Here is a 20162-nt window from a genome sequence, read left to right as displayed (position 1 = left end):
GAATCGTCATGCCGCTTCGCTCGCCGCTGTATTCGCAACGATCGTTGGTCCTCACGCTTATCGCGTTGCTGGGTGCAGGCTTTCTCGCGACCTCTTTCCTCAGTTACTACGCCTCGCGAGCCTCCATCCGCGACAGCATCGTCAACACCGAACTGCCCCTGACGTCGGACACGGTCTACTCGGAGATCCAGAAAGACCTCGTCAGACCGATCCTGATTTCCTCGATGATGTCCCGCGACACCTTCATGCGCGACTGGGTGGTAAACGGCGAGCAAGACCCCGAGAAAATGACCCGTTACCTCAACGAGGTCATGACCCACTACGGCGCCTACACGGCATTTTTCGTCTCCAATACCAGCCTCACCTACTACCACGCCAAGGGCGTACTCAAGCAGGTCAAGTCCACTGAACCCCGCGATGCCTGGTATTTTCGCGTGCGCGACATGGCCGATCCCTACGAGATCAACGTCGACCCGGACCTTGCCAACAAGGACAACCAGACTTTCTTCATCAACTACAAGGTCTACGACTACAACAACCGTTTCATTGGCGCCGCGGGCGTCGGCCTGACGGTCGATGCGGTGATCAAGCTGATCGATAAATACCAGCAGCGTTACCAGCGCAGCGTGTACTTCGTCGACAACTTCGGACGCCTGGTGCTCACCGGCGCAGAGGGTGGCCCGCAAGGCGCGCACATCGGCCAGAAACTCGGCGAGCTCGAGAACATGAAGGACTTGGTCAGCCAGCTGCCAAAACCCCACAGCGGCAGCTACGAATATTCCGTCCATGGCCAGGGACATTTCCTCAACGTGCGGTTCATTCCGGAGTTGAACTGGTACCTGTTTGTCGACAAGCGTGAAGACGGCGCCCTCAGTGAAATTCGCCAGTCGCTGTACCTCAACCTGCTGATCTGCCTGCTCGTCACGCTGATCGTGCTGGCCCTGCTCAACCGCGTGATCAAGCGCTATCAGGGCAAGATCCAGGCACAGGCAACGCTTGATAGCCTGACCGAACTGCCGAACCGCCGTGGTTTCGACCTCTTGGCGGCACAAGCCATGCACGAAGCCGAGCGCGAGCCCAAACCGCTGACCGCGTTGCTGCTGGATCTGGATCACTTCAAGGCCTTGAACGACACCTACGGTCACTTGGCTGGAGATCAAGTGCTGATCGGCTTCGCCCGGGATCTGGAGAGTTGCCTGCGGCACTCCGACATCGTCTGCCGCTGGGGTGGCGAAGAGTTCATCGTGCTGCTCAAGGACACCGACGGTGAGACCGGTCTGATGATCGCCGAGAAAATTCGTCAACATGTCGAGCAACAGCGTTATGCCTACAACGATCAGGCCTTGCAGCTGACAGTCAGCATTGGCCTGACGACGCTGCAACCGGATGAAACCTTGCACACCCTGCTCTCCAGGGCCGATCATGCGATGTATCGGGCCAAGCAATCCGGCCGTAACCGAACCTGCGTGGAAATGCCTCACTCCCGTTATGAATAGTCCTGCATGAACAAGCCTGACCTTTGCCCCGCCTGCGGCGCCTCCAACGCCTGCACCCTGGCCGACCCGCGCACCGTCGATCAGACGTGCTGGTGCTTTGGCGTCAGCATCGACCCGGCAGTGCTCGAAGCGCTGCCGGCGGAACTGCGCGACAAATCCTGCTTGTGCCCACGTTGTGCCGAGGTCGAGGCGCAGCTGTAAGCAAGCGCCCAGCCGATCACGTAAGATACGCGGCCCTTTTCCAACTGAACCCCAGCCATGCGCGTTGACCGTTTCCTCAGCAATCTGCCGCGCTTTAACCGTAAGCAAGTGCGTCTGTTGCTGGTGGAAAAGCGCGTTCGGGTCGACGGAAAAATCGTCAGCGACCCGCATGCCGAGGTGCTCGAATTCAGCCGCGTCGAGGTCGATGAAGAAGTGCTGCAAATCGGCAAACCCGCACGCTACTTCATGCTGCACAAACCGCCCGGCTGCGTCAGCGCCACCCGCGATCCGGAACACCCGACCGTACTCGACCTGATCCATGAGCCGGATCGCGATGACCTGCACATCGCCGGTCGTCTGGATTTCAACACCACCGGCCTGATGCTGATCACCAACGACGGCAGCTGGTCACGGCGCCTGACCCAGCCGCAGACCAAACTGCCCAAGGTCTATTACGTCGAGACCGAGCGGGAGATTGGCCCGGAATACGCATTGAAATTCACCGAAGGCTTGTACTTCGCTTTCGAAGACCTCACCACGCTACCGGCCGAGCTGATCGTGCTCGGGCCGAAGTCAGCGCGTCTGAGCATCGTCGAGGGCCGTTATCACCAGGTGAAGCGGATGTTCGGCCACTTCGACAACAAGGTGCTGCGCCTGCACCGTGAAAGCATGGGCCCGCTGGTGCTCGACAGTGCGCTGAAACCGGGCGAGTACCGCGCATTACGCACCGAAGAGATCCATTTGATCTAAGCAGCCTACCGCTGAGCAGAAGTTGTCGAACAATTTACGAATGACACTTGCGCGATCACGTGACCCCTGCTTGAATCAGGACGTCGGCCGAAATGTGACCGACGAGTCACAACATACTTCTAAGAAACTTTTTGCCGGTTAGAGAACCCTCAGGTTCCGCCTCAGACCGACAGACTGCCCGCCAATAACAATACCCGTCGACCGGACTGCATTGGATCGACATGGGCCTCCAAATTCCAGGCGTATGCCTACCTGTCACAAAGCTCGTGCAATCTCATTTGCGCGCATACCCGCTTGCTTGGAGTCTTATGACATGAGGCCAGAAATCGCTGTGCTGGATATACAGGGTCAGTATCGGGTTTACACGGAGTTCTATCGCGCAGACGCCGCAGAGAAGACCATTATCCTGGTCAACGGCTCGATGGCCACGACTGCGTCGTTTGCACAAACCGTGAAAAACCTTCATCCGCAGTTCAATGTGGTCTGCTACGACCAGCCCTATGCGGGCAAGTCAAAAGCCCACAACCGACATGAGAAATTGCTGACCAAGGAAGTCGAAGGGCAGATCCTCCTGGAGCTGATCGACCACTTCGCCGCCGAACACGTGCTGTCGTTTTCCTGGGGTGGCGCCGCGACTCTGGTCGCCCTGGCCCACCAGCCACGGCGCATCGAAAAAGCCGTGATCAGCTCGTTCTCCCCGGAGATCAACGCGCACATGCTCGACTACCTCGAGCGCGGCGTTGACTACCTCGGCAGCCGTGACGGTGACCGGGTCGGCAACCTGGTCAACAGCACCATCGGCAAACACCTGCCGACGCTGTTCAAGCGCTTCAACTATCGCCACGTCAGCTCCCTGGCCGAGCATGAATACGGGCAAATGCACTTCCACATCAGCGACCTGCTCAACAGCGATCGCCAGTGCTTTCTCAAAGCCGCAGAGAAAATCAACGTGCCGGTGCTGTTCATGAACGGCGAATGGGACGAATACACCGCCGCCGATGGCGCCCGGTTGTTCGCCAACCACGTGCAAAACGCCACCTTCAGCACTTTGCAGGCCACCGGCCACTTTCTCGACATGGAGCACAAAGCTGCCTGCCGAGACAGCCGCGACGCACTGCTGGGCTTTCTGAAACCGGCGCAACACGCCAGCCGACCGCGTTACCACTACGTCCAGGACCAACATGCATTGGCCATCTGAAACAGCGTCATCGCGTGCAAGCCCCGCCCTACAGCATTAAACGCACTCCTGTAGGAGCGAGGCTTGCCCGCGAACGACCGTTACGCGGTCTGATGTCTTGCTTCACCTGCGCTAAAGCTATCCAGCGCAAAGAAAAACTTCATTTCCACGCGCACATCTGGTACAAAGTCAGCCGCTCTGAGCGGGTGTCGTATAATGGCATTACTCCAGCTTCCCAAGCTGATAACGAGGGTTCGATTCCCTTCACCCGCTCCAATCGAATTTTGGTCTCACGTTGTTTTTTGACGGGGGATGCAGTCAAAAGAACCGGCCTTGATGGCCGGTTTTTTTGTGTCTGGGATTTGTGTTTCATCGCGAAAATTAACGTTTTCGCACAAAAATGGTGTTTTGTTAGCGTTTTACTTGCCCCGGTAACGGAATTGTCGGCACCCGTTGCCCAGGATGAACAGATCAACGCGGAGACCGTGGAATGAACCGTAAGCTAATTCTCAACCAAGAAGACCTGAACGCTGCATTTGCTCGTGTGGAGAAGCTGTGGGGGGCAGGCATTGGGTCGCGTGAAGGTGAATATCTGGAAACTCTGGCGCTGCTCATCGAAAAGTACGAAGACGAACATCACCCGATGCCGCCGTCCGATCCGATTGAGGCTCTTAAATTCCGTGTGCATCAGCAAGGCCTGAATCGTTGAGAACAGGATTTAGTGAACCGCTGATTTTTTCATCCTGAATGATTAATCAACGCCTGCCATCACCTGTCGAAAACCCATTCGCTAGTGGCACGAAAGTGGCCAATTATCGAAAAGGCAAGGTCCTACACTACGGTGGGAATTGTCCGTAGACTTGCGCATTGCTGCGCTGTTGTCACGAGGCCTATAGTCCGTTCCGCGCCCAAATGGCGTATTGGGTTTGGCGACTCGATGACAACGATTCAGAAGCACTCCGAACTTTTTCGGAGCTTTTTCTGACTGCACTTTACTGCGCTTTTTTTGGTAGCTGTGCGTGGGAGACTTTCGGGTCTGCCGGTTTCACCGTTGTCCGGTTCGCCAACCCGCGTACAGCTGCCACCCTAATTAGTTGGCGACGATTGAGTGGTAGGTCTTCCACCTACTAACGGTAATTACTCATGAACGAATACATGGCTTTAACCAGTAACGCTGACGACCTTCCCTCCCTGTTCGTCAACACCACCCAACCGCTGCATTCGCTGCTCAGCACTGCCAGTTACAGAATCCGGGCCGTGACGCAGCTTCTTGAAAACCTCGCGATGCGAGGCGACATTACGTCTGACGCTGTGATCCTCAGCGACTTTGCATTGCTGTGCTGCGTGCCTTTGCGCGACGGTTGTGATGTGCTGGACGTCATCGCTCGACGCATGGATGCGGAATAGTTGTGACGTGAGATTAGGGCGCCTTTTGGGCGTCCTTTGCGTTTATAGCGCCAGCAACTGGTCTAAGAGAGGGCAGTGAACATGCTTTATCCGATTGCAATTTCAATGGGCGATGACAAGCATGCAAGGGGTGTGGAAATCCCGGATGTCCCGGGTTGTTTTTCGGCGGGGAAAGATCTGGACGATGCGATGGCCATGGCGCGTGAAGCCATTGAGGGGCATTTCGAAATACTGGATGAAAACCGCTTGCCGATTCCACCTGCCGGCAAAGTCACCCGGCATAGAGCGATTCCGAAGTACGCGGGATGTGTCTGGGAAGTGGTGGAGATCAACTTGACCAAGTACTTCGCGAAACCTACTAGCATCGACGTATGAGGCAGCTATGGATTGCAAATTCCGATCAGTTCAGCCGCAATCTATGTGGGAGCGAGCTTGCTCGCGATAGCGGACTGGCAGTCAATACAGCTGTTGAATGTTAAACCGTCATCGCGAGCAAGCTCGCTCCCACATACATTGCGGTGTTCCGCCAATTATCTGTTCGGCATTAACCGTATAGCCGCTTTTTTGAAATGAACCTCGCTTACAAATCCCCAACGCTCATCCCGCTTCCCCTACCCGCTGAACCCGCTAGCATTTCCCTATCTTCAACCACCCTCCCCCCTGCGCGGCCATCGACGAAAACGCGTCATCACTCTCCGAGGGAACCCAATCGGCCGCACATCAGGTGCCGCCCATGAACGATCTCAACAGAGCCCCCCCAAACATGACTCAAAACATCTACGACGACCCGGAATTTTTCCAGGGCTACAGCCAGATGGCCCGCTCCATCGGCGGCCTCGACGCTGCACCCGAATGGCCTGCACTCAAATCAATGTTGCCCCCCATGAAAGGCCTGAAGGTCGTAGACCTTGGCTGCGGTTACGGCTGGTTCTGCCGCTGGGCCAGTGATCAAGGCGCCGATAGCGTGCTCGGACTGGACGTCTCGGAAAAAATGCTGGAGCAGGCACGCAGGACGACGTCAGAAACCAATATCCAATACGCCCGTGCCGACCTGGAACAACTCGACCAGCCGGAAGCCAGTTTCGATCTGGCATACAGCTCCTTGGTGTTGCACTACATCAGGGATCTCTCAGGTCTGTTCGCCAAAATCCACGCGGCACTTAAACCCGGCTCACGCTTTGTATTTTCGATCGAACACCCAATCTTCATGGCCCCTCGCAATCCGGGCTGGCTGATTGATAACAAAGGGAACAAGCGCTGGCCGCTGGACAGTTATCAACTGGAAGGCGAGCGGATGACGAACTGGCTGGCCGATGGCGTGATCAAGCAGCACCGCACGATCGGCACCTTGCTCAATACACTGATTGGCGCAGGTTTCAGCATCCTGCATGTCAACGAATGGGGCCCGACCGATGCAGAAGTGGCCGCGCAACCAGCCCTCGCCGAAGAGCGGGAGCGACCGATGATGATGCTGGTCAGCGCTGAGTGCCCCACCGGGTATTCGTAATTTTTGCGTATGGATTCCGGGAAGCCAGTAAAGAAGCAGTAGCGCTGCGTTGGACCTGACCACAGATCCTTTATTGTGCCAGCTCACACATCGCCAAGAGATCGACATGGACAATTCAGAGTTGGGGATCATGATCATTTCGATGATTGGGTTGTTCGGCTTTGCTTCGTTTATTTTTGAGTACTTGAGTGCCCGGCAAAGGGACAGATAACGCTCAGCGTGATCCGTCCCTTTTTGCATTAACGCGTCGCGACGATGAACAACCGCGGGAACGGCAGCAGCACCGAACCATCGCTCAGTGCCGGATACGCCTGCTCAATCGCGGCTTGGTACTGCTTGAGGTATCGCGCCTTTTCCGCGTCATCCAGCGGTTCGAGAAACGGCCGCAAGCCGCTGCCCTTGAACCACTCGACCACGCCCGACGCGCCGCCCGCGAGCGGGTGATGGTAGGTGGTGCGCCACACATCGACTCGCGCACAGTGCGGTCGCAACATCGAGTAGTAATCACTGGCGCTCGCCATTTCCGTGCGTTGCCCGGCGGCGTCCGCCAACTTGCTCGCCCACGGCCCATCGGCAGCGACTTCGCGCATCAAGCGATGGGACGGCTCGTTGAGATTGTCAGGCATCTGAATGGCCAGGCTGCCGCCCTGGGTCAGTCGGGCGGCCAGCGAAGGCAGTAACGTCGCGTGATTGGGCACCCACTGCAACACCGCGTTGGCGAAGATCACATCGAACGGACCCGGTTCGTTCCAGGTATCGATGTCTGCCGTGTCGAATTGCACCTGAGGCAAGCGCTTGCGGGCGGCCTCGATCATATCGGTCGAACTGTCCAGGCCACGCACCGACGCATTGGGGAAGCGCTCCACCAGCAACTCGGTGGAATTGCCGGGGCCGCAACCGATGTCGATGGCCGAGTGCGCATCCATCGGCTGGATCGCCGCGAGCAAGTCACGGGCCGGGCGGGTGCGTTCATCTTCAAAAGCGACGTATTGTTTGGCGGACCAACTCATTGCGTTCTCCTGTCGGTGCGTTGTTGTGGCCAGAGGCGCACAACCGGTTCGCTACGATACCCCGACCGGTGCGCCCTGCCCTATCCGACCTATGGCGAAAGATGTCTGTTGGCCGGCCACATCGAGTCAACCAGCAAAATTGCCCCCTTTTCCAGCCATGCTCCTGCCTGGCTCACTGAATCTTGTAGCAGGTCATGTCTGTCTATTGCCTGAACTGGCATCACTTGGCGCCGGCGAATCGAAGAAGTTTTGAATGAGCTGTTTTTTATCGCCATATCATCGGAAGTCATAACCATATCGACCGTCCGTCGCGCGATAAGACAATCAATTTTGACAGCCTATGTTTCGCATCTATAGTCCTAATCGCGGCCTGTCGGAAGGAACCCGGCTTATCAGTTTGCACGCAGGAGCAAGGCCAAATTATCTCCCGTGATTGGTGGGTTCCGCCCGTAGTGTTTTCGCAACGGCCGCAAGGCAACCAAACGTTGTTGTGCCTGTAACTAACCAGGCATTCACTATGAAAATGGAGCTTTACTATGTCTCGAGTCACGGACGTGCTTGTTTCAATCGACACTGAAACCATTCTGAAAAACTACCCGAACATCAGCAAAAATCCCGCCTCGCCTACGTTGATCGACGTCAATCATGTGTACATGGTGACCAACAAGGACAACGTTATAAATGGTCAGGCCGGTGGCGAACTCAACTTGAAAGCCCGGGTGGGCGACCTGGTTCGCTGGCGTGAAACCAGCTTGTCGCAGAGCTTCGAGACTGCTGTTATTTTCTACAAATTTATCGCCAATCAGGGTAACAATCTGATATCCACGCCTACTCCCCGCGAGGCTGAAGCTTGCGTCGCTGTTCCAAACCCCGATAACCCGTCGGTCCCGAGCTGCCAGAAAATCGCTAACCATTACTGGTCCTCGGAAACGCTGAAGACCGGCAGTGTGACCTATCACTTCCATTTCCTGATCGTTGATCGCGATTGCAAAATCGTCGGCTGCTGCTCTTGGGATCCGTTCATCACCATCAGCAACTGACTAAGGCTGGCCCCTTGGCGACAGGGGGCCAACCCCGTTCGTTGCCGTTTCGGCGGGAACAGGATGTCTTGCATGAACCGAAGCGGCTGCCGTTGTGCGTCAACATCATGAAAGGAATCCATGATGACCTCCGAACCGATCAAATCCCCTTCATCGAGTATCGCGACTGCCAACAATGTGTTGCTGGTTGTTGATGCTGAATCGCTGCTTTCAAAGTATCCAGCACCCAGCCTGGAAGCCGAAAACCCGACGACTATCACCGATGTATTCGTCTTTGTCGTCAATGGGGCAGATGTAGAAAAAACAGGCGAAAATGACAGCAAATTGACATTGACTGCCAGCAACGGAAAAACCTTTCACATTCGCGGCCGAACCGTGAGTCTGATCGCTGAACACAGCGTGGTTTTCTACGACATGGCCGTGGGCGATTCCCAAGTGCTATCGCAGCCGAAACTGCTGGTTAACGGCGACCTAACCGTGCCGGCCCCCGACCCGGAAAACCCGACCCAACCTGGCAGCCACCAGGCCGATGATCACTATTGGGAATGCTCGCAAATGACCCCAGGTGTGGCAGCCTGCGAACTGAGCTTCATGCTGGTTGACCAGCGTTGCGAGGTGGTGGGGTATTTCAGCTGGGCGGTTGATGTGAAGTTGACGGACTGAACACCAAGTAAGCCGAAACGCGACTCGTAGCTGCTAGCTTCGCCAGCTGCTGCGAAAGTGCGTCGCGGCCGAATGTATAAATGTAAGTAGAATTTTCAACACGCCGTCGCTGTCTGAAATTCAGGCGCATCCCAATAAGGAACACGGCAATGAAATTCGCAAAAATTTCGCAGAAACTCGCCCTGTGGGCTGGCAGTCCCAAGACGTTTATGGGGGCTCTGATTCTGATTGCTCTATGGGGAATGAGCGGGCCGATTTTTGATTACAACGACACCTGGCAACTGATCATTAACACGTCGACCACCATCATCACGTTCCTGATGGTGTTCCTGATCCAGAACACGCAGAACCGCGACACCGACATCCTGCACTTGAAAATCGATGAGTTGCTGCGGGTGAACAAGGAGGCGCAGAACGCGATGTTGGGGCTTGAAGCATTGGACCTCAAGCAACTCGAGGCGCTGCGCAAACACTATCGCGCCATGGGCGAAAACGAGGTGCATGGCCTGGAGGGGCTGACGGCTTCGAACAAGCGCAAACAGGATTTGAATGAGTGCTGAGTAAACAAAACGGCGCGTGATGTAAATCACGCGCCGTTTGCTTTAAACGTCGTCGAACGCGGTTGTTATCGACCCGCTTGAAGTGCCCTGGCCATTTGCAGATGGTTTTGCAATTTTGGCAATGTCTCTTCAGCGAAGGCTTTGATTTCCGGCACGTCGGTGGTCTGTGCGGTTTGCTGAAGTTGCTCGATGGCTTCCTGGGTGGTTTTCACCTGACTGGCAGCGTAGGCCTGATCGAAAGTCGCGCCGTCCATCACTTCCGGCATCAAGGCCTTGGCCTTGTCGACTACTTCTTCTCGTGGGGCAACCGGCAGATCCAGTTGTTTGGCGATTTTCGCCAGATGCTGGTTGGCGGTCGTACGGTCATTGATGACCACGATGGTGTAGTCCTTGACCTCTTTGGATTCGGTTTTCTGGTGCGCCAGGCGACTGGCTTCGATGTCGGCCATGCCTTTGGCCGACGCATCGTTGATGAATTCGGCGGGCGACTGGGCGAAAGCACTGTTGGCAAACAGGCCCAGCAACGTGGCAAAACTGGCAGTGCGTAATCGGGTGGCCATCCGGCTCATGGTCGCGCCCTCCTTCTGAAAAAATTCAAACGGGAGCTTTCGCCCCCGCCTCTCAATCAAAACTACCTTCACCGACTACTTCGATTTCTGACCACCTTTGCGGCCCATATCGGGTTTCGCAGGGTCTTTATCGACAGTCGTGGTGGTAGTTTTCCCACCTTTGCGACCGGCTTCAGACGCCTTCGTTCGATCGTTGGTGAAGTTTCCCGAGTTCGAGTTTCTTGAATTAGGCATGATTCTCTACCTCTTGGTGATGATCGCGGCGAGCAGGAGCCCGCATAGAATCTGAATTTCGATCACCGCAAAGGTTTAGAAAAGTTGAAATCGCCGCGACGAACGGTGGCAGATTTTTCAGGCCCCGAGGCCTTGGTGATGTTGGCGTTTGGCGGCGTACATGGCCTCATCGGCATGCCGGAACAGCTGCTTTTCTTCAGTGCCGTGTTCGGGATAGTGCGCGACGCCGATACTCGGCTGGATGTTCACGCTGTGCCCGTCCAGCCGCAGGGGTTGCGCCAGGACCAGACGGATTTTTCCCGCCACGCGCTCAGCGTCTTCCGACGCGTGGATGCTGTGCAACAACACCACGAATTCATCCCCGCCGATGCGTGCCACCGTGTCGGTCTCGCGTACGCAGCCCTTGAGCCGATTGGCAACCGCTTGCAACAGCATGTCGCCGACCGCATGTCCGTGGGTGTCGTTGACTTCCTTGAAACGGTCGAGGTCGACGTACAGCAGCGCCATTCGCCCAGAATCCGCGCGGGCCAGCGCCAGCGAGTCTTTGAGCCGTTCGCGCAGCAACTCTCGATTAGGCAGTTGAGTCAGTTGGTCGTATTGGGCCATGCGTTGCAATCGAGCATGCAATTGCTTGCGCTCGATCGCGGTCGCGACCTGGGCGCAGACGTATTGCAACAATTCCTTGTCTTGCTCGGTATAGCGCTCGCCACCCGGTACGCTTTTGACGATCAGCGCGCCGATGGTGCCGTTTTGCGAGTTCAACGGCACACCCAGCCAGCAAGGCGAATCCGGTCCGGCGACCAGCAACTCAAATCCCTCTGGCGGAGTGTCCTGATCCGGGGTCAGCAGAATCGGCTGGCCGCTGCGAATCACTTCGGAGCAGAGGCGCCCGGTGATGGTCCCGGGCTGCTCGGGTTGCAGTTCGTGGTCGTCGACGTGATACGGGAAGTTCAGCTGCGCGCAGTGCTCGTCATACAGAGCCACGGAGAAATTCAGCGCCGGCAGCCATTCGCCGATGATCAAATGGATGCGCTTGAATAGCGCCAGCAAATCTTCCGCCGCGTGGGCCGCTTCGGAGATTGCATACAACGCCGCTTGCCGGGACTCGGCCTGCTTGCGCTCGGTGATGTCCCGGGCCACGGCGATGCGCAACTGATCGACTTCTGACCAGCGCGCCGACCACAGGATATGCACCACCCCGCCATCCTTGCGCAGGTAGCGGTTTTCGAAATTGAGCTTGGGCTCGCCGCCCATGATCTCGCGCGCGGCGTTGAGGGTGCGCTGGCGATCGGCAGGATGCACCAGGTCGATCATCGGCTGGCCGATCAGTTCGTCGGGGGTGTAGCCGAAAATACGCTCGCAGGTCGCGCTGACAAAAACGAAGCGACCTTGTTTATCCACCGCACAGACGGCGTCCAGCAAGAGATCGATGTAGCTCGCCAACGGCGCGGAATTTCTGGTTGCCATGGTGCGATGAGCGTGTCCAGACAATGCAGCAATCAAAGAACCCTCCCTGACCGATCAGTAACGCTGACGCATCCGTGCGCTCAACCTCAAGCCTTGTTCGACACCAGCCCCGGCAGCGCATGAGCGAGGGCATTGATGGCAAAACCGATAAACATCACCCCGCACAACCGGGTGATCGCCAGTTCATGGCGTTGATACAAGGTGCGTACCTGCCGCGCACCGACAATGCCAATGAGGATAGCGTAGGCCATCAGGCCACCGATAAAGCTCAGGACAATCAACCACGGCAGCATGGACCAGTGCAGCAACTCTGCGCGGCTGGACAGCAATGCTGTGAACGTCGCCACCGCCACCGGGTATGCCTTGGGATTGGTCAGGCCGAACAGAATGCCGTGCCAAAACGGCTGGCGAGCCGGGCCTTGAGGTGCATCGGCGCTACTGCGTTTCGCCCGTATTGCGCGTAAACCGAGCCAAAACAGGTACAGCCCGCTGAGCACGCCCAACACATCGAACGCCGTGCTGCCGATTTCCCGCGCGCCAACAATGGCGATCAACGCCGTGCTGCACCAGACCACATCCCCCAACAAATGCCCGCAAAGGAAACCCGCCCCTGCCCGTCGACCCCGCGCTGCACCGATCCCGAATACCGCTAATACGCCAGGCCCCGGCGTGATGCCATATATAAAACCCGAGGCGAGGACGGCCATTAGCAGCGATGGGGTCATGGGAAATCCTTTTGAACTATTTGGTGAATGGGCGCAAGTCTATCTCAGGTCCACTCGCACGAACTTACTGATCGTCGAAGAACTTCATCCCCGCATACAGACGCTCGCGACAGGCCGCCAGCCGTGATGCCAGGTCGCCGACGTGGGCTTCGAGCTTGTGGCCGTCCGGGTCGAGAAAGTAAAAGGACGCACCTTCGCTGCGGTTGTCGCGCCATTCCTGCACGTTGGCGGATCGCAGGTGTTCGACGAACACGGGGAAATCCGCTGCGCTGACGGTGAAGGCGTAGTGGGTGTAGTCGGCCGCGGGTTCGGGTCTGCGCAGTGGATCGAGGGAAAGGCACAGCCACAGGCCGGGCAGCGAGAGGTACGCACCTTTGTCCCAAGTAGCATCAAGGCGAAGTTGCAGCAGGTCTTGATAGAACGCCACGCTGCGGTTCAGGTCGGTGACGGCGAGGGTCAGGTGGTTGAGGCCGGTGAGCATGGGCGATTAACCTTTGAGTGCTTCTGGCACGACGTACTGTTTACCGTCGTACTTCAGGGTAGACCGGGTTGTTTTCAACTTGCTGGACGTGTCTTCGCACTCTTCGCCAACCAGGAAGTTTTTGGTGACTGTCACGGTGGAACTGACAACAAGATCTGCAAATCCGTTATGAGTTGTATTGCCGATATCGACGGTTCTTTGTGTTCGCTCGCCCTCTCCTGCGCAATTGCCGTCCCACTCGCCCCTGCTTGTAGAAATGACGAGCCCTTCCAGTACCGGACGCAATGTATCGCCCTCCTTGATATACAAGGCCAGCTCCGTTTTGTGGTAAGGGCTGACGCTTGAGCTGTGTTCAAAACTCGAGCGAATACCAAAAGCGCGACTGTCGGGCGTCAATTTGTAGCGTGCCGTATCAATGGACAACCCTGCATACGCCACAGCGTCTGAATAGTAGGCGTCTTTTTTATGGTAACTGGCGAGGCGTTTCGAGCTGGATGAGTGGATGAGCGACAGTTCCAGATCGACGTTTCCGCCATCGGTGTTGGCGTCGGCGGAATCCGGCTTGAATGTCGACTGGGCCACAATGGTCTGGTCGTCATACGCCGGCCAGACTTTGCAAAGGGTGAACGTTCGCTCGCCAAATGGCGCTTCTTCGCAACCCGCTTGTGCTTGGCTAACAGCTGTAAGTAGGCCGAGCAAGGCCAGTGAATTCAGTAGTTTCTTTGCGATTGGCATGTTCTTCCCTGATCGGTGCGTAGTACTTATAAGCCCTTGAACCCTTGCGGCAGCACGTAGTTGTTACCGTCATACCGAAGAGTTGTCAGCACCGGTTTGGCTGTAATGGTTTTGGATTCACACGCCCCCCCTTCGCCTTTCCCGACTTCGCTGGTGGACACTGTCTTGACGATCAAGTCCGCGTATCCATGTGAACCGGTTTTGCCGATTTCTAGCGTACGGGTGGTTTGATAAATCTCACCGGCGCAATTGCCATCCCACTCACCTCCATACTCATAGGTGATGAGCTTATCCAGGACCGGACGCAATTTGTCGCCCTCTTTCACATAGAGTGAGAGCAACTTTTCGCTCACAGGATTCAGCCGCGACGAGCCATTGAACGTGGCACGCACGCCAAACGCTCTTAGTTCAGGAGTGAGTGTGTAGCGTGCGGTATCGAGTTGCAGACTTTCAAAGGCTATGGCATCTGACTCAAAAGCCGATGCCTTGTGATACGTCGCCAGCGGCTTCGAATCGCCAGCCGGTACAACGGCAAGATCGAGATCATATTTACCCTGAGGGCCATAATCGCTTGCCGAATACCCCGATTCGAACTGCGACAACGCAGTAATCGTGAGCCCCGGATAAGCTGGCCAGTCCTTGCAAACCGAATAGCCGAAATCGCCCGCCAGAAACGGTGATTCACATTCAGCGAACGCCTGCGTCGTGATCACCCATCCGCACAGCGCCGCACAACTCATCCATCCAGACTTCAATGTCATTCCTTGTTCCTTGTATGTTTCAAAAAAACAGATGATTTCAGGCGCGCACTATCCCCTCCCCAATCCGCCCATTCAACCAGTTCAACGCCTGATCCCCGCCCCGCCGCTTGTGCCAGACCAACACAAACGTAAACGACGGAATATGAAACGGCGGCGCAACCACCATCAACGAGCGCTCATCAATTTCGCGCAGCCCACGTGAAGCAACGGTCAAAATCAGGTCTGTGCCACTGATGAACTCCGGGGCAACGCTCCAGTGCGGCAGGCTGATCGCGACGCGACGGCGCTCACGCAGTGCCGTCAGGGCTCGTTCGATTTCCGGGGTGCCGCTGCCGCGCATTTCCAGCAGGACGTGAGGCCGCGCGAGGTAGGTCGGCAGGTCGAGTACGCCATTGGCGGGCAAGGTGTTGCGGTCCACGAGGCAGGCGTAGTGTTCTTCGAACAGCGGGGTGCTGCGCAGTTCGTTGGACAGTTCAGGAAAGACCCCGGCCGCAACGTCGATGTCGCCGTTGAGTACTGCGTCGAGCATGCCTTCGCGGCTGGCGTGGCTGATTTGCAGGTCGATGCCCGGCGCTTCCCGGCGCAACGTCCGAACCAGCCCTGGCAGGACGATGGCGGCGCCGTAGTCGGACATCGCCAGACGAAACGTGCGCTTGGCCGTGGCCGGGTCGAAGGCGTTCGGCGCCAGCAGTGATTGCACTTGGGCAAGTGCCTCGGCCAAGGGTGCGATCAACTCCAAGGCTCGCGGGGTGGGCACGAGCGTCGCACCCGCGCGTACCAGCAAAGGATCGCCCAGCAAGTCGCGCAATCGCGCCAGCGCATGACTGACCGCGGGCTGACTCAGGTGCAAGCGTTGCGCCGCACGCGTGACGTGCTGCTCGCTGAGCAGGGCGTCGAGGATCACCAGCAAATTGAGGTCGATACGTCGAAGATCATTCATCTGCTGCATGTTCTGGATAGCAATTTGGAATTTAAATCTGCGCGACGAATACTCTAGAGTCCAGCAAAACCTGTTGGAGAATCATCATGAGTACGTTGCATTGGGCCGGGCTGTTGCTGCTGGCTGTGATTGCCGGGGCGGTGGTGCCTTTTCAGAGTGCGATCAACGCCAACCTCACGCGTGGGTTGGGTCATCCGTTGTGGGCGACGCTTGCTTCGTTGCTGGTGAGTATCGTGGTGGTGTTGCCGATTATGTTGGCGATGCGCTTGCCGCTGCCGTCACTGACGTTTATCACCAAGGCCCCACTGTGGATGTGGGCGGGTGGTGCGTTCGGGGTGTGTTTTATTTCGTTGGCGCTGATGCTGCTACCCAAGCTTGGGGCGTCGGGGTTTATTGCTTTGGCGTTGGCGGGACAGGTGGTGGCTTCGCTGGTGCTGGATCACTTCGGGTTGTTTGGGTTGGTGGAACGGCAGATGACGTTGCCGCGGGTGGTTGGGGCGGTGTTGTTGCTGGCGGGGGTGATGTTGATTCAGCTCAGTGCTGCGCCGACCAAAGCGCTGATCGCGACATCCTGATCGTTCCCACGCTCTGCGTGGCAACGCCTCTAAGGACGCTCCGCGTCCAGTGACGCGGAGCGTCACGGGCTGCATTCCCACGCAGAGCGTGGGAACGATCATCACCTTGGGATCGCAGCCTTCGCCGGCCTCTGCAAGGATGCGTGGTCGATGCAGGGACCGGCGTAGCCTGCGAAACGCTTAGAACTTGTCGAGCGTGCGCAGCTTCTGCGGCAACCCCCACAACAGCAGCGCAACGGCGATCAGCGCGCAAACACCGATAACGTAAAGCGCCGGAGTGGTGCTGCCAGTCAGGTCCTTGATTCGTCCGACCATGACCGGGCTGACGATGCCGCCGAACTGGCCGAGGGTATTGATCACCGCGATTCCGCCGGCAGCCCCTGCGCCGGCACCGGCCAGCAGTTTCGGCGGCAGGGTCCAGAAGCTTGGGATGGAGGCGATGATCCCGGCACCGAGCAAGCCCAGCGCGACAATCAGGAAGGTCGTGTGGTTGGCGAAGATCCCCGCACAGAAGAACCCGAGCGCGCCCACCGCGACCAGACCAGCGACAAACTTGCGTCGCTCACCGGTCGAGTCAGACAGCCGTCCGATCACCACCATGCTGATGGCGCCGCAGATGTACGGGATGGCGGTCAGCAAACCGATCATCACCGGGCTTTCGGTGCCGGCGCTGCGGATCAGTTGTGGTGCCCAGAAATTCAAGCCGTAGGACGCCACCTGAATCAGGAAATAGATCAGCCCCAAGGTCAGGAAACCCGGAATCCGCAATGCGGCGAGCAGCGAGCCGCCACTCTTGTGCGGTTCATGGTGCGCAATCCGGCTGGCCAGCAGGGTTTTCTCCGACGGCGTCAGCCAATGGGCGTCTTCGATGCGGTCCTTGAGCAAGGTCAGCACCAGCAAGCCAAGCCCGATGCAAGGCACGCCGCCCAGCAAAAACAGCCAATGCCAGCCGCGCATGTCCATAAAGCCGTCGAGGTGTTGCAGCACCAGCCCGGAGAACGGTGCACCGACCAGTCCGGCAAACGCCGACGACAGAAACAGCATCGAGGTGATGCGCCCGCGATAGTGCTGCGGGAACCACAGCGTCAGGTAATACAGGACTCCCGGCGCAAAACCGGCCTCCATCGCGCCGATCACGAAACGCAGCGCGTAGAACTGCCATTCGCTGTTGACGAAGACCATGAGGGCGGTGGCGACACCCCAGGACATCATGATCCGGGCGATCCAGCGCCGGGCGCCGACCTTGTACAGCATCATGTTGCTCGGCACTTCGAAGATCACGTAACCGACCACGAACAGCCCGGCGCCGAGGCCGTAAGCGGTGTCGCTCAGGCTCAGGTCGGCCTGCAACTGGAACTTGGCAAAGCTGATGTTGATGCGATCGAAAAAGGCGAACAGGTAGCAGACCATGATCAACGGCATCAGGCGCCAGGCGACCTTGCTGACCAGGGCTTTTTCTTCGTCGTGGTTAACGGACGGGCTCGCGCCCGCCTCCAGTACATTGAGGCTCATGGTGCTATCTCCAGGCGGACTTCCCTTGGGGGTCCGATTGTTTTTGTTGTCTGGTTTAGTAGGTCTGTATGGACGCTTTACTGTGGGAGCGGGCTTGCTCGCGATAGCGGTGAATCAGTCGACATCTATGTTGGATGTGACGCAGTCATCGCGAGCAGGCTCGCTCCCACAGGGGATTTGCGGTGTTCAGGAGGGCACTGGGTGCAAATCGCAATTGCGGCCTGCCTTGGCCAGTTGACCGGGCACTTCGTGGCCCAGCAGCGCCGGTAATCTTCGGGACAACTTCAGCAACAGCGGCAGATCGATGCCGGTAGGAATGCCGATTTCATCGCACAGGTTGACCAGGTCTTCGGTGCAAATATTGCCCGAGGCACCCGGCGCGAACGGGCAGCCGCCGAGGCCACCGAGGGCTGCGTCAAAACGTCGGGCACCGGCCTCGTAGGCGGCCAGCACGTTGCACAAACCGAGGCCGCGGGTGTTGTGGAAATGCAGGGTCAGATCAGCCGGTGAAACCCGCTGCAAGACCCGCCGCACCAGCCGATCCACCTGCCGCGGATTGGCCATGCCGGTGGTGTCGGCCAGGGTGATGCCCTGGATGCCGAGTTCCTGATAGGCCTCGACGATTTGCAGCACCCGATCCTCATCGATCTTGCCTTCGAACGGGCAGCCGAAGGTGGTGGCGATGCTGCCGTTGAGTCGCACCTGTGTGCCACCGACGTATTGCACGATCTCGCCGAACGCCGCCAACGACGCTTCGCAACGCATGCGCATGTTGGCCAGGTTGTGGGTCTGGCTGGCGGACATCACCAGATTCAGCTCATCGGCCCGAGTCGCCAGCGCCCGCTGCGCGCCTTTGAGGTTGGGGATCAACGCGACGTAGATCACCCCCGGTTGCCGGGCGATGCCCTTGAACACCAGTTCACCATCGCGCAGCGCCGGAATGGCCTTGGGCGACACGAACGAGCCGGCCTCGATACGGCTGAAACCGGCCAGCGACAGCTGATCGATCAGCGCAATCTTGTCGACGGTTTCGACCCAGGTCGGCTCGATCTGCAAGCCGTCGCGGGGGGAGACTTCCTGAACGATCAGGGTCTCGGAAAAATCAGTGATCATTGCACCACCCCTTTAGCTTTCAGGCGCTCGATGTCCAACTCCGTAAGGCCCAGCCCTGCGAGGATACCGTCGGTGTGTTGGCCCAATGTCGGCCCGGACCAGTTCACGCCGCCGGGGGTTTCGGACATTTTTGGCACGATGCCGGGCATCTTCACCGTGGCACCGCCCGGCAGGTCGGCGCTGAGCAGCATATCCCGCGCCTGATAGTGCGGATCGGCGACGATGTCGGCGACTGAATAGATGCGCCCGGCAGGGACTTCGGCGGCTTCCAGCGCGGACAATACGTCGTCGATCGGCAGGCTGCTGGTCCAGTGAGTGATGGCGGCGTCGAGCACATTACTCTTGGCGGCGCGGCCATCGTTATGAGCAAACTCCGGCGCGTAGGCCAAGTCGCGACGACCGACCACTTCCATCAGCCGCTTGTAGATCGGGTCACTGTTGCCGGCGATCACCACGTAGGCGCCGTCGGCCGTCAGGTAAGTGTTGGACGGTGCGATGCCCGGTAAGGCGCCGCCGCTGCGCTCACGCACATGGCCAAGCATGTCGTATTCCGGCACCAGGCTTTCCATGACGTTGAACACGCTTTCGGCCAGCGACACATCGACCACCTGCCCGCCACCCTGCCCGGTCTTGACCCGCAGCAACGACATCAAGGCACCGATCACCGCGTGCAAAGACGCCAGGGAATCGCCGAGGCTGACGCCGACCCGTGCGGGCGGCGAACCGGGAGTGCCGGTGGTGTAGCGGATCCCGCCCATAGCTTCGCCGATGGCACCGAAACCCGGACGATCGCGGTAAGGGCCGGTCTGGCCATAACCGGAAATACGCACCAGCGTCAGGTTAGGGTTGAGGGCGTGCAACACGTCCCAGCCCAGACCGAGTTTTTCCAAAGCGCCTGGCCGCAGGTTTTCGATCAGCACGTCGGCGCTGGTCACCAATTGCTTGACCAGTTCGATGCCTTCGGCGGATTTGAGGTTGAGCGCCAAGGACTTCTTGTTGCGCGATTGCAGGTACCACCACAGCGAGGTGCCCTCGTGCAGCTTGCGCCACTTGCGCAGCGGGTCGCCCTGGCCCATGGCTTCGATCTTGATCACTTCGGCGCCGAACTCGGCGAGCATGCGCGCGGCGAATGGCGCGGCGATCAGCGTGCCGATTTCGATCACTTTGATTGCACTCAAGGGGGCAGTCATCGCGGGGTACCTCTTGTTGTTCTTGGAATATGAGCCAAGGCTAGAGGAC

22 protein-coding genes, 1 tRNA gene and 2 pseudogenes are annotated in these 20162 nt (G+C 58.0%); 13 read left to right on the top strand and 12 right to left on the bottom strand.

Translation table 11 applies throughout. The annotated features are described in order from the left end of the window. Nucleotides 1-8 precede the first annotated feature (8 nt). From ACYZT8_RS06695 to ACYZT8_RS06655, 9 genes and pseudogenes are all read left to right on the top strand, one after another. Entirely contained in the window at nucleotides 9-1496 is a 1488-nt protein-coding gene (locus tag ACYZT8_RS06695; protein WP_461980073.1) for a sensor domain-containing diguanylate cyclase, read from the top strand. A gap of 6 nt (nucleotides 1497-1502) precedes the next feature. Further along, a complete protein-coding gene (locus ACYZT8_RS06690) occupies nucleotides 1503-1697 on the top strand; it encodes a cysteine-rich CWC family protein (RefSeq protein ID WP_461980072.1) in 195 nt (64 codons plus the stop codon). Between the two features lie 57 nt (nucleotides 1698-1754). Beyond that, nucleotides 1755-2447 carry a pseudouridine synthase gene (locus ACYZT8_RS06685; RefSeq protein ID WP_461980071.1) on the top strand — a complete coding sequence of 231 codons (693 nt, stop codon included), beginning with the start codon at nucleotides 1755-1757 and terminating at the stop codon, nucleotides 2445-2447. 313 nt (nucleotides 2448-2760) lie between these two features. Continuing rightward, nucleotides 2761-3645, top strand: coding sequence for an alpha/beta fold hydrolase (locus ACYZT8_RS06680; protein ID WP_461980070.1), 885 nt, complete (start codon nucleotides 2761-2763; stop codon nucleotides 3643-3645). 181 nt (nucleotides 3646-3826) lie between these two features. Beyond that, nucleotides 3827-3900: transfer RNA gene (locus ACYZT8_RS06675), tRNA-Gly, on the top strand. 214 nt (nucleotides 3901-4114) lie between these two features. Next, a pseudogene (locus ACYZT8_RS06670) lies at nucleotides 4115-4324 on the top strand (helix-turn-helix domain-containing protein); the annotation flags it as partial. A gap of 443 nt (nucleotides 4325-4767) precedes the next feature. Continuing rightward, the gene (locus ACYZT8_RS06665; protein WP_438660528.1) at nucleotides 4768-5031 is read left to right on the top strand and encodes a short-chain dehydrogenase; all 264 of its coding nucleotides are present in this window, start codon (nucleotides 4768-4770) and stop codon (nucleotides 5029-5031) included. 81 nt (nucleotides 5032-5112) lie between these two features. Beyond that, nucleotides 5113-5403 (top strand): annotated as a pseudogene (locus tag ACYZT8_RS06660) (type II toxin-antitoxin system HicB family antitoxin); the annotation flags it as partial. A 391-nt stretch (nucleotides 5404-5794) separates the two neighbouring features. Further along, complete coding sequence (locus tag ACYZT8_RS06655; protein ID WP_461980069.1) at nucleotides 5795-6538, top strand: class I SAM-dependent methyltransferase; 744 nt, start codon at nucleotides 5795-5797, stop codon at nucleotides 6536-6538. A gap of 239 nt (nucleotides 6539-6777) precedes the next feature. Here ACYZT8_RS06655 and tam read toward each other — a convergent pair whose 3' ends face one another. Beyond that, a complete protein-coding gene (tam, locus tag ACYZT8_RS06650) occupies nucleotides 6778-7548 on the bottom strand; it encodes a trans-aconitate 2-methyltransferase (protein ID WP_461980068.1) in 771 nt (256 codons plus the stop codon). Nucleotides 7549-8084: 536 nt separating this feature from the next. Between tam and ACYZT8_RS06645 the strand changes: the two genes are divergently transcribed. The 3 genes from ACYZT8_RS06645 (at nucleotide 8085) to ACYZT8_RS06635 (ending at nucleotide 9811) form a co-directional block, all read left to right on the top strand. Beyond that, on the top strand, nucleotides 8085-8588 hold the full coding sequence (locus tag ACYZT8_RS06645; protein ID WP_461980067.1) for an inclusion body family protein: 504 nt from the start codon (nucleotides 8085-8087) through the stop codon (nucleotides 8586-8588). A gap of 123 nt (nucleotides 8589-8711) precedes the next feature. Continuing rightward, nucleotides 8712-9251 (top strand): AidA/PixA family protein, encoded by a 540-nt coding sequence (locus tag ACYZT8_RS06640; protein ID WP_461980066.1) that lies wholly within the window; start codon nucleotides 8712-8714, stop codon nucleotides 9249-9251. A 149-nt stretch (nucleotides 9252-9400) separates the two neighbouring features. Next, nucleotides 9401-9811, top strand: coding sequence for a low affinity iron permease family protein (locus ACYZT8_RS06635; RefSeq protein WP_461980065.1), 411 nt, complete (start codon nucleotides 9401-9403; stop codon nucleotides 9809-9811). A 65-nt stretch (nucleotides 9812-9876) separates the two neighbouring features. On the opposite strand, the gene ACYZT8_RS06630 is transcribed toward ACYZT8_RS06635, so the two are convergent. From ACYZT8_RS06630 to ACYZT8_RS06595, 8 genes are all read right to left on the bottom strand, one after another. Continuing rightward, on the bottom strand, nucleotides 9877-10380 hold the full coding sequence (locus tag ACYZT8_RS06630; protein ID WP_461980064.1) for a DUF4142 domain-containing protein: 504 nt from the start codon (nucleotides 10378-10380) through the stop codon (nucleotides 9877-9879). Nucleotides 10381-10455: 75 nt separating this feature from the next. Beyond that, entirely contained in the window at nucleotides 10456-10614 is a 159-nt protein-coding gene (locus tag ACYZT8_RS06625; RefSeq protein WP_309676802.1) for a KGG domain-containing protein, read from the bottom strand. 117 nt (nucleotides 10615-10731) lie between these two features. Continuing rightward, a complete protein-coding gene (locus tag ACYZT8_RS06620; RefSeq protein ID WP_461980063.1) occupies nucleotides 10732-12081 on the bottom strand; it encodes a sensor domain-containing protein in 1350 nt (449 codons plus the stop codon). A gap of 86 nt (nucleotides 12082-12167) precedes the next feature. Then, nucleotides 12168-12806: a LysE family translocator gene (locus tag ACYZT8_RS06615; RefSeq protein ID WP_461957591.1), complete on the bottom strand. Its 639-nt coding sequence runs from the start codon at nucleotides 12804-12806 to the stop codon at nucleotides 12168-12170. A 64-nt stretch (nucleotides 12807-12870) separates the two neighbouring features. Beyond that, the gene (gene fos, locus ACYZT8_RS06610) at nucleotides 12871-13287 is read right to left on the bottom strand and encodes a fosfomycin resistance glutathione transferase (RefSeq protein WP_461980062.1); all 417 of its coding nucleotides are present in this window, start codon (nucleotides 13285-13287) and stop codon (nucleotides 12871-12873) included. A 6-nt stretch (nucleotides 13288-13293) separates the two neighbouring features. Next, entirely contained in the window at nucleotides 13294-14022 is a 729-nt protein-coding gene (locus tag ACYZT8_RS06605; protein WP_461980061.1) for a PA3715 family protein, read from the bottom strand. Nucleotides 14023-14048: 26 nt separating this feature from the next. Beyond that, nucleotides 14049-14783, bottom strand: a complete 735-nt coding sequence (locus ACYZT8_RS06600; protein ID WP_461980060.1) for a PA3715 family protein — start codon at nucleotides 14781-14783, stop codon at nucleotides 14049-14051. Nucleotides 14784-14820: 37 nt separating this feature from the next. Beyond that, on the bottom strand, nucleotides 14821-15732 hold the full coding sequence (locus tag ACYZT8_RS06595; protein WP_461980059.1) for a LysR substrate-binding domain-containing protein: 912 nt from the start codon (nucleotides 15730-15732) through the stop codon (nucleotides 14821-14823). Between the two features lie 77 nt (nucleotides 15733-15809). On the opposite strand from ACYZT8_RS06595, the gene ACYZT8_RS06590 reads away from it, so the two are divergent. Beyond that, nucleotides 15810-16298, top strand: coding sequence for a DMT family transporter (locus tag ACYZT8_RS06590; RefSeq protein ID WP_461980058.1), 489 nt, complete (start codon nucleotides 15810-15812; stop codon nucleotides 16296-16298). Nucleotides 16299-16478: 180 nt separating this feature from the next. Here ACYZT8_RS06590 and ACYZT8_RS06585 read toward each other — a convergent pair whose 3' ends face one another. From ACYZT8_RS06585 to ACYZT8_RS06575, 3 genes are all read right to left on the bottom strand, one after another. Further along, entirely contained in the window at nucleotides 16479-17810 is a 1332-nt protein-coding gene (locus tag ACYZT8_RS06585) for an MFS transporter (protein ID WP_461980057.1), read from the bottom strand. Nucleotides 17811-17996: 186 nt separating this feature from the next. Then, nucleotides 17997-18923 carry a hydroxymethylglutaryl-CoA lyase gene (locus ACYZT8_RS06580; RefSeq protein ID WP_461980056.1) on the bottom strand — a complete coding sequence of 309 codons (927 nt, stop codon included), beginning with the start codon at nucleotides 18921-18923 and terminating at the stop codon, nucleotides 17997-17999. Beyond that, nucleotides 18920-20113, bottom strand: coding sequence for a CaiB/BaiF CoA transferase family protein (locus tag ACYZT8_RS06575; RefSeq protein WP_461980055.1), 1194 nt, complete (start codon nucleotides 20111-20113; stop codon nucleotides 18920-18922). Before ACYZT8_RS06575 ends, ACYZT8_RS06580 begins: the two co-directional genes overlap by 4 nt. Between the last annotated feature and the right edge of the window lie 49 nt (nucleotides 20114-20162).

The sequence above is a fragment of the Pseudomonas sp. LB3P93 genome (genome assembly GCF_054898025.1).
This window is presented reverse-complemented; position numbering and strand designations above follow the sequence as displayed.

Excerpts from the sequence above, each read along its gene's own strand:
- ACYZT8_RS06580 (WP_461980056.1), bottom strand. The coding sequence starts at position 18,923 with ATGATCACTGATTTTTCCGAGACCCTGATCGTTCAGGAAGTCTCCCCC.
- fos (WP_461980062.1), bottom strand. The coding sequence starts at position 13,287 with ATGCTCACCGGCCTCAACCACCTGACCCTCGCCGTCACCGACCTGAAC.
- ACYZT8_RS06640 (WP_461980066.1), top strand. The coding sequence starts at position 8,712 with ATGACCTCCGAACCGATCAAATCCCCTTCATCGAGTATCGCGACTGCC.
- ACYZT8_RS06585 (WP_461980057.1), bottom strand. The coding sequence starts at position 17,810 with ATGAGCCTCAATGTACTGGAGGCGGGCGCGAGCCCGTCCGTTAACCAC.
- ACYZT8_RS06630 (WP_461980064.1), bottom strand. The coding sequence starts at position 10,380 with ATGAGCCGGATGGCCACCCGATTACGCACTGCCAGTTTTGCCACGTTG.
- ACYZT8_RS06625 (WP_309676802.1), bottom strand. The coding sequence starts at position 10,614 with ATGCCTAATTCAAGAAACTCGAACTCGGGAAACTTCACCAACGATCGA.
- ACYZT8_RS06645 (WP_461980067.1), top strand. The coding sequence starts at position 8,085 with ATGTCTCGAGTCACGGACGTGCTTGTTTCAATCGACACTGAAACCATT.
- ACYZT8_RS06680 (WP_461980070.1), top strand. The coding sequence starts at position 2,761 with ATGAGGCCAGAAATCGCTGTGCTGGATATACAGGGTCAGTATCGGGTT.
- ACYZT8_RS06595 (WP_461980059.1), bottom strand. The coding sequence starts at position 15,732 with ATGCAGCAGATGAATGATCTTCGACGTATCGACCTCAATTTGCTGGTG.
- ACYZT8_RS06655 (WP_461980069.1), top strand. The coding sequence starts at position 5,795 with ATGACTCAAAACATCTACGACGACCCGGAATTTTTCCAGGGCTACAGC.
- ACYZT8_RS06690 (WP_461980072.1), top strand. The coding sequence starts at position 1,503 with ATGAACAAGCCTGACCTTTGCCCCGCCTGCGGCGCCTCCAACGCCTGC.
- ACYZT8_RS06605 (WP_461980061.1), bottom strand. The coding sequence starts at position 14,022 with ATGCCAATCGCAAAGAAACTACTGAATTCACTGGCCTTGCTCGGCCTA.
- tam (WP_461980068.1), bottom strand. The coding sequence starts at position 7,548 with ATGAGTTGGTCCGCCAAACAATACGTCGCTTTTGAAGATGAACGCACC.
- ACYZT8_RS06620 (WP_461980063.1), bottom strand. The coding sequence starts at position 12,081 with ATGGCAACCAGAAATTCCGCGCCGTTGGCGAGCTACATCGATCTCTTG.
- ACYZT8_RS06695 (WP_461980073.1), top strand. The coding sequence starts at position 9 with ATGCCGCTTCGCTCGCCGCTGTATTCGCAACGATCGTTGGTCCTCACG.
- ACYZT8_RS06635 (WP_461980065.1), top strand. The coding sequence starts at position 9,401 with ATGAAATTCGCAAAAATTTCGCAGAAACTCGCCCTGTGGGCTGGCAGT.
- ACYZT8_RS06615 (WP_461957591.1), bottom strand. The coding sequence starts at position 12,806 with ATGACCCCATCGCTGCTAATGGCCGTCCTCGCCTCGGGTTTTATATAT.
- ACYZT8_RS06600 (WP_461980060.1), bottom strand. The coding sequence starts at position 14,783 with ATGACATTGAAGTCTGGATGGATGAGTTGTGCGGCGCTGTGCGGATGG.
- ACYZT8_RS06665 (WP_438660528.1), top strand. The coding sequence starts at position 4,768 with ATGAACGAATACATGGCTTTAACCAGTAACGCTGACGACCTTCCCTCC.
- ACYZT8_RS06575 (WP_461980055.1), bottom strand. The coding sequence starts at position 20,113 with ATGACTGCCCCCTTGAGTGCAATCAAAGTGATCGAAATCGGCACGCTG.
- ACYZT8_RS06685 (WP_461980071.1), top strand. The coding sequence starts at position 1,755 with ATGCGCGTTGACCGTTTCCTCAGCAATCTGCCGCGCTTTAACCGTAAG.
- ACYZT8_RS06590 (WP_461980058.1), top strand. The coding sequence starts at position 15,810 with ATGAGTACGTTGCATTGGGCCGGGCTGTTGCTGCTGGCTGTGATTGCC.